12 protein-coding genes are annotated in these 8,162 nt (G+C 68.0%); 3 read left to right on the top strand and 9 right to left on the bottom strand.

What is annotated here, in order from left to right; all coding sequences use genetic code 11:
- Positions 1-35 precede the first annotated feature (35 nt).
- The 5 genes from lptB to OC534_RS15790 all read right to left on the bottom strand — a co-directional run bounded on the left by lptB (position 36) and on the right by OC534_RS15790 (position 3,572).
- Positions 36-755: an LPS export ABC transporter ATP-binding protein gene (gene lptB / locus OC534_RS15770; RefSeq protein ID WP_017356223.1), complete on the bottom strand. Its 720-nt coding sequence runs from the start codon at positions 753-755 to the stop codon at positions 36-38.
- Entirely contained in the window at positions 755-1,276 is a 522-nt protein-coding gene (lptA, locus tag OC534_RS15775; protein WP_017356224.1) for a lipopolysaccharide transport periplasmic protein LptA, read from the bottom strand. Before lptA ends, lptB begins: the two co-directional genes overlap by 1 nt.
- 147 nt (positions 1,277-1,423) lie before the next feature.
- Complete coding sequence (lptC, locus tag OC534_RS15780; protein ID WP_136006523.1) at positions 1,424-1,984, bottom strand: LPS export ABC transporter periplasmic protein LptC; 561 nt, start codon at positions 1,982-1,984, stop codon at positions 1,424-1,426.
- On the bottom strand, positions 1,981-2,529 hold the full coding sequence (locus tag OC534_RS15785; protein WP_017356226.1) for an HAD hydrolase family protein: 549 nt from the start codon (positions 2,527-2,529) through the stop codon (positions 1,981-1,983). The genes lptC and OC534_RS15785 overlap by 4 nt, the downstream gene beginning before the upstream one ends.
- A 41-nt stretch (positions 2,530-2,570) precedes the next feature.
- Positions 2,571-3,572: a KpsF/GutQ family sugar-phosphate isomerase gene (locus OC534_RS15790; RefSeq protein ID WP_017356227.1), complete on the bottom strand. Its 1,002-nt coding sequence runs from the start codon at positions 3,570-3,572 to the stop codon at positions 2,571-2,573.
- Positions 3,573-3,625: 53 nt separating this feature from the next.
- On the opposite strand from OC534_RS15790, the gene OC534_RS15795 reads away from it, so the two are divergent.
- The 3 genes from OC534_RS15795 to OC534_RS15805 all read left to right on the top strand — a co-directional run bounded on the left by OC534_RS15795 (position 3,626) and on the right by OC534_RS15805 (position 5,516).
- On the top strand, positions 3,626-3,856 hold the full coding sequence (locus tag OC534_RS15795; protein WP_136006526.1) for a BolA family protein: 231 nt from the start codon (positions 3,626-3,628) through the stop codon (positions 3,854-3,856).
- 80 nt (positions 3,857-3,936) lie between these two features.
- Positions 3,937-5,211, top strand: coding sequence for a UDP-N-acetylglucosamine 1-carboxyvinyltransferase (gene murA, locus OC534_RS15800; protein ID WP_017356229.1), 1,275 nt, complete (start codon positions 3,937-3,939; stop codon positions 5,209-5,211).
- Positions 5,208-5,516 (top strand): hypothetical protein, encoded by a 309-nt coding sequence (locus tag OC534_RS15805; RefSeq protein ID WP_017356230.1) that lies wholly within the window; start codon positions 5,208-5,210, stop codon positions 5,514-5,516. Before murA ends, OC534_RS15805 begins: the two co-directional genes overlap by 4 nt.
- 37 nt (positions 5,517-5,553) lie before the next feature.
- On the opposite strand, the gene OC534_RS15810 is transcribed toward OC534_RS15805, so the two are convergent.
- The 4 genes from OC534_RS15810 to OC534_RS15825 form a co-directional block, all read right to left on the bottom strand.
- On the bottom strand, positions 5,554-6,237 hold the full coding sequence (locus tag OC534_RS15810; RefSeq protein ID WP_017356231.1) for a DUF3108 domain-containing protein: 684 nt from the start codon (positions 6,235-6,237) through the stop codon (positions 5,554-5,556).
- Positions 6,238-6,239: 2 nt separating this feature from the next.
- A complete protein-coding gene (locus tag OC534_RS15815; protein ID WP_017356232.1) occupies positions 6,240-7,010 on the bottom strand; it encodes a DUF3108 domain-containing protein in 771 nt (256 codons plus the stop codon).
- Positions 7,011-7,087: 77 nt separating this feature from the next.
- Positions 7,088-7,741, bottom strand: a complete 654-nt coding sequence (purN, locus tag OC534_RS15820) for a phosphoribosylglycinamide formyltransferase (protein WP_017356233.1) — start codon at positions 7,739-7,741, stop codon at positions 7,088-7,090.
- Positions 7,738-8,162 (bottom strand): hypothetical protein (locus OC534_RS15825; RefSeq protein ID WP_262072132.1); only part of this gene is annotated, 425 nt, incomplete at its 5' end. The genes OC534_RS15825 and purN, both read right to left, overlap by 4 nt.

Here is an 8,162-nt window from a genome sequence, read left to right on the forward strand (position 1 = left end):
CCGAACGGAGGGAAGGCGTTGCGGCGGCCGCTGGATCAGAGCTTGAAGGTGTCCCCAAGGTAGACGCGTCGGACGTCGGCGTTGGCCAGGATCTCGTCCGGCGCGCCCTGTGCCAGCACGCTGCCTTCGTTGAGGATATACGCGCGGTCGCAGATTCCCAAGGTTTCGCGCACATTGTGGTCGGTGATCAGGACCCCGATCCCGCGCTGCTTGAGGTGGGTGACGATGCGCTGGATCTCACCGACCGAGATCGGGTCCACGCCGGCGAACGGTTCATCGAGCAGGATCAGGCGCGGGCGGGCCGCCAGCGCGCGGGCGATCTCGCAGCGACGGCGCTCGCCGCCGGACAGGCTGGCGCCGAGCTGGTCGGCAACGTGACCGATCTGCAGTTCGTCGAGCAGCGAGTTGAGCTCCTTCTCGCGGCCGTCCTTGTCCAGGTCTTCGCGCAGTTCCAGCACCAGCCGCAGGTTGTCGGCCACGGTCAGCTTGCGGAACACCGACGGTTCCTGCGGCAGGTAACCCACGCCCTGCTTGGCGCGGGTGTACATCGGGTCGCCGGTGATGTCCTTGCCGTCCAGCACGATGCTGCCGGCATCGGCTTCGACCAGCCCGACAATCATGTAGAAGCAGGTGGTCTTGCCGGCGCCGTTCGGCCCGAGCAGGCCGACCACTTCACCGGCGTCCAGGGTCAGGCCGAAATCCTTCACCACTTCGCGCTGCTTGTAGCGCTTGCGCAGGCCTTTGGCGACGAGCATTACTTCTTGCTCCCGGCAGCGGCCGGCGCGGCGGCCTTGGCCTTCGGCTGGATCACGGTGCGCACACGGGTGCCGTCGCCACCGCTGTTCATCTCGCCGGTACGGGTGTTGTAGGTCATCTTCTGGCCGGCATTGGTGCCGCGCGCGCTCTTGACGTTGTAGTTGCCGGTCATCGTGAGCACTTCGCCCTTGATGTCGTAGTCGATGCGGTCGGCCGAGGCATCCATCCAGCTGCCGTCATCGAGCTGCTGCTTGAGCTTGGCCTGCTTGCCGGTGAATACCGCACGCACCGGCTCGCCGTCCTTGAGGTAGATCTCCGCTTCGGACGAGCGCAGGTCCAGCGTGCCCTGGATGACGATGACGCCCTGGGACAGGGTGGTCTTGCCATTGCCGTCGAGCGTGCCGGTCTGCGCGCCCGCGTCGATGGACATCGGCTCGTTGCGGTCGGTGGACTTGGCGCTGGCGGCGAAGGCGGGGACGAGAAGACTGATCGCGCAGGCGGCTGCAAAGAGGATCTTCATGAGGTGGTCTGTTCTGCCGGTGTTGGGGCCGGGCCGTGGGGCCGGGGCGGTATCGGGGTCACGGCTGGCACCATGCCAGACGCGTGGAGGGGGCATCCGCTGCTGGCCTGCGCCTGTCCGGGGACGGCGGCACGGCCGGCAGCCTGGTCAGCGGGTGGGCGTGTAGGTGCCCTTGGACTGACTGAGGAAACGGTAGGTCTTGGTCTTGGAATCCAGTTCGAACCCGACCCCGGACTGCATCATACCCGGGCGGGTCATGGTGACCTTGGCATCGGTGCTGGCGCGGTTCTCCTTGGGGAACACGTCGAGGTGGTCGGTGCGGAACGTGGTGGGGGGTACCGCAGGCACCTTCGGGCTGTCGCCGCTGACGTTGCCGGTCAGTTTGAGCTGCTCGCCCTTGGCGCTGACCCAGCCCTTGTCGCTGCGCAGCTCCCAGTGGTTGCCGTCCTGGTCGGGCAGCAGGAACACCGGGGTGGTGATGTTCATGGTGGCGTCGCTGCGGGTGCGTTCCAGCAGCGGCGCGCGCAGGGTGGTGGACTCCTTGCCCTGTTCGTCGAGCGCCACGATCTGGAAGTCGTGCAGCACGTAGTCCTTGCCGCCGTCGTCGCCGGCCACGATGTCGCTCCTGCTGCCATTGCGCAGCAGCGACCAGCCGCTGAGCAGCGCGGCAACCAGCAGCAGGGCGCCCAGTCCGGTCCGCCAGCTCATGCGCCAAACCTCGCCAGCACCGCATCGACCTTGCCCTGAGCGGCCAGCAGCACATCGCACAGTTCGCGGGCCGCGCCGCGGCCGCCATCGGCGCGGGTCTGCCAGTGGACGCGCTCGGCGATCCAGGGATGTGCATTGGCCGGGGCCACCGCCAGGCCGACCGCGCACAGCGGCGCGAGGTCGGGCAGGTCATCGCCCATGAAGGCGACCTGGTCCAGGCCGATGTCGTGTTGGGCGCACAGCGCGCGCACGCTGGCCAGCTTGTCGCCGACCGCGATCTGGGTGTCGATGCCCAGGTCGGCGCCGCGCCGGAGCGCGGACTGGCTGTTGCGCGCGGTGATCAGCACCGGGTGGATCCCGTGCTGCTGCAGCAGTTTCAGGCCAAGTCCATCCTGCACGTAGTACGCCTTGCTCTCGTTGCCGTCCTTGTCGTAGTAGAGCCGACCGTCGGTGAGCGTGCCGTCCACGTCGAAGCAGGCCAGCCGGATACGGCCGGCGATGGCATGCAGGTGGGGCGGAAAACCGGGCAACGGGGAGTAGGGCATCAGGGCGGCAGGTCAGCTGAATGGAAGGGGGGAACTGTGGTTTAAACCACCCGCGCCCGCAACAGGTCATGAATATTGAGCGCACCGACCAGCCGGCCGTCGGCGTCGACCACCATCAGGCCGGTGATTTTGTGGGTTTCCATCAGCCGCGCCGCTTCGGCGGCGAGCTGGTCGGCCCCGATGGTACGCGGGTGGCGGGTCATCACATCGGCGATGCGCGCGCTGCGCACGTCCAGCGCGCTGTCCAGCGCGCGGCGCAGGTCGCCGTCGGTGAACAGCCCGATCAGGCGCTCATCGGCATCGACCACGGCGGTCATGCCCAGCCGCTTGCGGCTCATTTCCACCAGCGCTTCGCTGAGGCTGGCGTCGGCGCCCACGCGGGGCAGTTCGTCGCCGCTGTGCATGACGTCGGTGATGTGCAGCAGCAGGCGTCGTCCGAGGCTGCCGGCCGGGTGCGAACGGGCGAAGTCGTCGGCGGTGAAGCCACGCGCGTCGAGCAGGGCCACGGCCAGGGCATCACCCATCGCCAGCGAGGCGGTGGTGCTGGAGGTCGGCGCCAGCGCCAGCGGGCACGCTTCGGCCGGCACGCTGACGTCCAGGTGGATATCGGCGGCCTGGGCCAGGCTGGAGGCCGGGCGGCCGGTCATGGCGATCAGCCGGTTGCCCTGGCGCTTGAGCACCGGCAGCAGCATCAGCAGCTCGTCGGACTCGCCCGAGTAGGACAGCGCCAGCACCACGTCGGCCTCGGTGATCATGCCCAGGTCGCCGTGGCCGGCTTCGCCGGGGTGCACATAGAAGGCCGGGGTGCCGGTGGAGGCCAGGGTCGCGGCGATCTTGCGCGCCACGTGCCCGGATTTGCCCATGCCGGTGGCGACCACCCGGCCCTTGCTCTCCAGTACCAGCTGGCAGGCCTGGCTGAACGCATCACCCAGCCGCTCGGCAACGGCGGCCAGCGCATCGCGCTCGATGTCGAACACGCGGCGGCCGCTGGCGACCAGGGCGGCGGGGTCGGCCGGATGGGGCAGAAGGGGCGATACAGCCATGCGGGCGCCACGCGGAAGAGTAGAATGAGCCCACATTTTATTAGGAAAGCCCGTTGGACGCTGAGACCATCCGCAAACTGATCGAATCCGGCCTGCCGGGCGCCCGCGCGGACGTGCAGGGCGATGACGGGGTACATTTCGAGGCCACCGTGGTGTGCGAGGCCTTTGCCGGCAAGCTGCCGCTGGCACGCCACCGCATGGTCTATGCCACGCTGGGTGATCTGATGGGCGGAGCGATCCACGCGCTGGCGCTGAAGACGGTTACGCCGGCTGAAGTGGGCTGACGGGCCGTTCAGCCGACTGACAGCCGGCTCCACCCCCGTCGCCTGCATTCCTTCCTCTTCCCCCTTTTTCTGCAGAGTTTATGGCCAAGATCGTAGTGACCGGCGGCAAGCCGCTGCACGGTGAAGTGAACATTTCCGGCGCCAAGAACGCCGTCCTCCCCATCCTGTGCGCGACGCTGCTGGCCGATGCGCCGGTGGAGATCACCAACGTGCCGCACCTGCACGACGTGGTCACCACGGTGAAGCTGCTCGGCGAACTGGGCGCCAAGGTCACCATCGACCAGGGCACCCTGTCGCGCGGCAGCGCGATCGTGGTCGATCCGCGTCCGGTCAACCAGCACGTGGCGCCGTATGAGCTGGTCAAGACCATGCGCGCGTCGATCCTGGTGCTGGGCCCGCTGCTGGCCCGCTTTGGCGCGGCCGAAGTGTCGCTGCCCGGCGGCTGCGCGATCGGGTCGCGTCCGGTCGACCAGCACATCAAGGGCCTGCAGGCGCTGGGGGCTGAGATCACTGTCGAGAACGGCTTCATCAAGGCCCACGCCACCCGTCTGAAGGGGGCCCACTTCACCTTTGACATGGTCAGCGTCACCGGCACCGAGAACGTGCTGATGGCTGCCGTGCTGGCCGAAGGCACCACCGTGCTGGACAACGCGGCGATGGAGCCGGAAGTGACCGATCTCGCCCACTGCCTGATCGCGCTGGGCGCGAAGATCGAGGGCCTGGGCACCGCCCGCCTGGTGATCGAAGGCGTCGAGCGTCTCTCCGGCGGCCGTCACGAAGTGCTCCCGGACCGCATCGAAACCGGTACGTTCCTGGTCGCGGCCGCGATGACCGGCGGCAAGGTCACGGTCAACCGCGCACGTCCGAACACGATGGACGCGGTGCTGTCCAAGCTGGTTGAAGCCGGTGCGACGATCGAGACCACCGACGACAGCATCACCCTGGACATGCAGGGCAAGCGTCCGCGCGCGGTCAACCTGACCACCGCGCCGTATCCGGCCTTCCCGACGGACATGCAGGCGCAGTTCATGGCGCTCAACTGCGTGGCCGACGGCGTGGGCGTGATCAACGAGACGATCTTCGAAAACCGCTTCATGCACGTCAACGAGCTGCTGCGCCTCGGCGCGGACATCCAGGTTGAAGGCCACACGGCGATCGTGCGCGGCTCGGTCGAACTCAGCGGCGCGCCGGTGATGGCGACCGATCTGCGCGCGTCGGCGTCGCTGATCCTGGCCGGGCTGATGGCCGACGGCGATACCACCATCGACCGCATCTACCACCTGGACCGCGGCTACGAGAACATCGAAGAGAAGCTGTCTTCGCTGGGCGCCACCATCCGGCGCGTGGCCGCATGATCCTGCGCGGCCGGTTCACCCGCCGCCGCAAGGCGCTGCTGATCCTGGTGCTGGTGGTGCTGGGTTGGCTGGGCTATGCCTGGTACGCCAGGATCGCCATCACCCGTGGCATCGAGCAGCAGGACATGGACTGGAACGCCGACGGCAGCGTCAGCCGCACCGAAGTGCTGCAGGCGTTCTACGCGGTGGGCGTGGACGATACCCAGGAAGGCAACCGGCACTGCCGCACCTTCTACTGGCGCGCCAATCACGAGCAGATCCGCGTGGACTGCAAGACCGTGTTTGGCGAGGCCAGCCCGGAATGAAAAAACGCCCGCGCAAGCGGGCGTTTTTTTTGGCGGCTTACTTGAAGGACTTGATGGTCAGGTCCAGCGCGTCCTTGCCGCCCTCACGCTGCAGCAGGCGCGCCGGTACCGGGAACTCCTTCACGATCCAGGCGATCAGTTCCTTGTTGCCATCGCCGCGCGAGACCTTGGTGGCATCGTAGGTCTTGCCTTCGACGGTGATCTTCTCCTGGCCGACCACCTTGTAGGTCATCGGCTTGATCCGGCCTTCGTCGACCATGCGGTAGTTCAGCGGCTTGCCGGCCGCCAGATCGCGCGCGATCGCCAGGTTGATCAGCAGGGCGTCCATGTCGCCGGCCTTGAGCGCCACCGGCCCGCGACGCTCGGGCTTGATGTCGCCGGTCCAGGTCGCCTGATTGCTGGTCCAGTTGTAGGCGGCATCCACATTGCGCTTCTTGACCAGCAGGATCGAGCGGTCGTGGCTGCTCAGCGGGCGCAGGCGGCCGGCGGCTTCCTCGAACACCGTGCTCTGGCTGAGGTCGGCCAGCTGGTTCTTCACGTTCAGGCTGTAGCGCCACTTGTTGGCGCCTTCGCTGGCCAGGGTCATGGTGCCATTGGCCTGCATGCCCATGTAACTGGCCTGGTAATCGGCCTTGAAGGGCTGCAACGCCATTGCCGGCAGGCTCACCACGGCCAGTGCGCCGGCGGCGATCCAGGTCAGCGGACGGTTCATCATGGTCATGCTCAAACTCCTTGGTATTCGATCAGGCGCAGGTCGATCCGATCTTCGCCGTCTTCGCGTTGCAGGATACGTACGGGCGTGGGCACGCCGTTGGCGATCCAGAGGATGGTTTCATCGTTGCCGCCGTTGGTGCGATACACCCGCAGCGCGTTGTAGGACAGGTCGCCGACCTGGACGTTCTCGGTGTCCGGGGCGGCCTGGTAGTCGTGCTGGCGCACGCGGCCCACGTCCACGTAGCGGTAGTGCATCTGACCGCCCGGGCGCGCGTCGCGCATGATCGCCAGGTTCAGCAGCAGGGCGCTCTGGTCGCCGCGCTGCAGCGGGATCGGCACGGTGCGTTCCTTCTTCAGGTCGCCCAGCCACTGCGCGGTGCCGGCCTGCCAGTTGTAGGTGCCGGTGACCTTCTTGCCCAGGAACAGGCCCTTGCGGACGGTGGCCTGGCTGAGCGGCACATAGGTGTCGCCCTGTTTCTCGAACACGGTGCTCTGTTCCAGGTTCAGACCGAGCACGCTGGCGAAGCCACGGCGTCCCACCACCTGCATGTCCACGCGCCACTGCGCACCGCCGGTATGGGTGACCCGCATCGTGGCATCGCCGGCCTCCTTGCCCTTGTACATCGCCTGGTAGGTGGCAGTGAACGGCTGCAGCGGCGGTGCCTCCCACGGCGTTGCAGGCAGGGCCGGCGGCGGTTCGGGCGCGGCCGGAGCTTCCTGCGCCTGCACGAGGGCAGCGGTGCACAGCAGGGATGCGATCAGCAGCACTGGCTTGAACAAGGGCGTTCTCATGCGGTCAAGAAGAGCGGAGGAGGGAGGATGCCAGCGCCGGGGTCAGCGGCATGTGTGCGCCGCAGTCAGCGGTTCAGCTGTCCGGCGCAATCTAGGCGCAGCGGATTAAACAGGGGGTGACCGTCGACAGCAACCTGACCGTCGCGTTCAGACACGCGCCCGGCCACGAGCAGGCGCAGGCTGGCGATCAGCAGCGGGTGTTCGACCGCCAGCACCCGCTGGGCCAGCGATTCGGCGCTGTCGCCGGGCAGGACCGGGACCCGCGCCTGGGCCAGTACCGTGCCGGCATCCAGCTCGGGCACCACGAAGTGCACGCTGGCGCCGTGCTCGGCATCGCCGGCTTCCAGCGCACGGGCGTGGGTGTGCAGGCCCTTGTAGCGCGGCAGCAGCGAGGGATGGATGTTGACCAGGCGGCCACTGAAACGCTGCACGAAGGCCGGCCCGAGGATGCGCATGTAACCGGCGCAGACCACCCAGTCCGGCGCGAACGCGGCCAGCGCATCGGCCAGGGCTGCATCGAACGCGGCGCGGTCGGCGAAGTCGGCCGGCGCACATGCCCAGCGCCGTTCCGGTGCCACCTTCAGCAGCGCGGCCGCGCCGGGGCGGTCGGACAGCACGCCCACCACGTCGGCGTCGAGCTGCCCGGCCGCCTGGGCATCCAGAATGGCCTGCAGGTTGCTGCCACGGCCGGAGGCCAGCACCGCGATGCGCGTACTCATGCCGGGAGGGCGTTGCCGTCGTCGAAGGCCGCGCGCACTTCCGGACGCTTGAAGGCCACGTAGGCGTACGCACACAGGGCCATGCCCAGCGGCCCGGCGAAGCAGGCCAGGAAGCTGGCGATGGTGCAGTACCGCAGGCGGATCCGACGGCCGATGTAGCGGGCGGTGAAGAACTGCACCACGCCCAGGATCGCGCCCAGTACCGACAACGCCAGCAGGACGATGAACAGGCCGACCGGCGCGGCGTCCGGGCTGGTCGACCCGCGCTCGCTGACATAGCCGGCCACGCTGATCAGCACGAACAGGCCGCCGGCCAGGACGTGCACGATGGCCAGCACGTAGAACAGGATGTTGAGATTCTGCAGGTGCGAACGGACCTGCAGCGGGGTCCACTGCGAGGACGGGGCGGGCAAGGGGGGCG

Source organism: Stenotrophomonas sp. Marseille-Q5258, assembly GCF_946900935.1.
Taxonomy (GTDB): Bacteria; Pseudomonadota; Gammaproteobacteria; order Xanthomonadales; family Xanthomonadaceae; genus Stenotrophomonas; species Stenotrophomonas nematodicola.

What these genes read in the sequence shown, in the direction of transcription:
- purN (WP_017356233.1), bottom strand. Translation starts at nt 7,741, where the DNA reads ATGAGTACGCGCATCGCGGTGCTGGCCTCCGGCCGTGGCAGCAACCTG.
- lptA (WP_017356224.1), bottom strand. Translation starts at nt 1,276, where the DNA reads ATGAAGATCCTCTTTGCAGCCGCCTGCGCGATCAGTCTTCTCGTCCCC.
- lptC (WP_136006523.1), bottom strand. Translation starts at nt 1,984, where the DNA reads ATGAGCTGGCGGACCGGACTGGGCGCCCTGCTGCTGGTTGCCGCGCTG.
- OC534_RS15790 (WP_017356227.1), bottom strand. Translation starts at nt 3,572, where the DNA reads ATGGCTGTATCGCCCCTTCTGCCCCATCCGGCCGACCCCGCCGCCCTG.
- lptB (WP_017356223.1), bottom strand. Translation starts at nt 755, where the DNA reads ATGCTCGTCGCCAAAGGCCTGCGCAAGCGCTACAAGCAGCGCGAAGTG.
- OC534_RS15785 (WP_017356226.1), bottom strand. Translation starts at nt 2,529, where the DNA reads ATGCCCTACTCCCCGTTGCCCGGTTTTCCGCCCCACCTGCATGCCATC.
- OC534_RS15805 (WP_017356230.1), top strand. Translation starts at nt 5,208, where the DNA reads ATGATCCTGCGCGGCCGGTTCACCCGCCGCCGCAAGGCGCTGCTGATC.
- OC534_RS15810 (WP_017356231.1), bottom strand. Translation starts at nt 6,237, where the DNA reads ATGACCATGATGAACCGTCCGCTGACCTGGATCGCCGCCGGCGCACTG.
- murA (WP_017356229.1), top strand. Translation starts at nt 3,937, where the DNA reads ATGGCCAAGATCGTAGTGACCGGCGGCAAGCCGCTGCACGGTGAAGTG.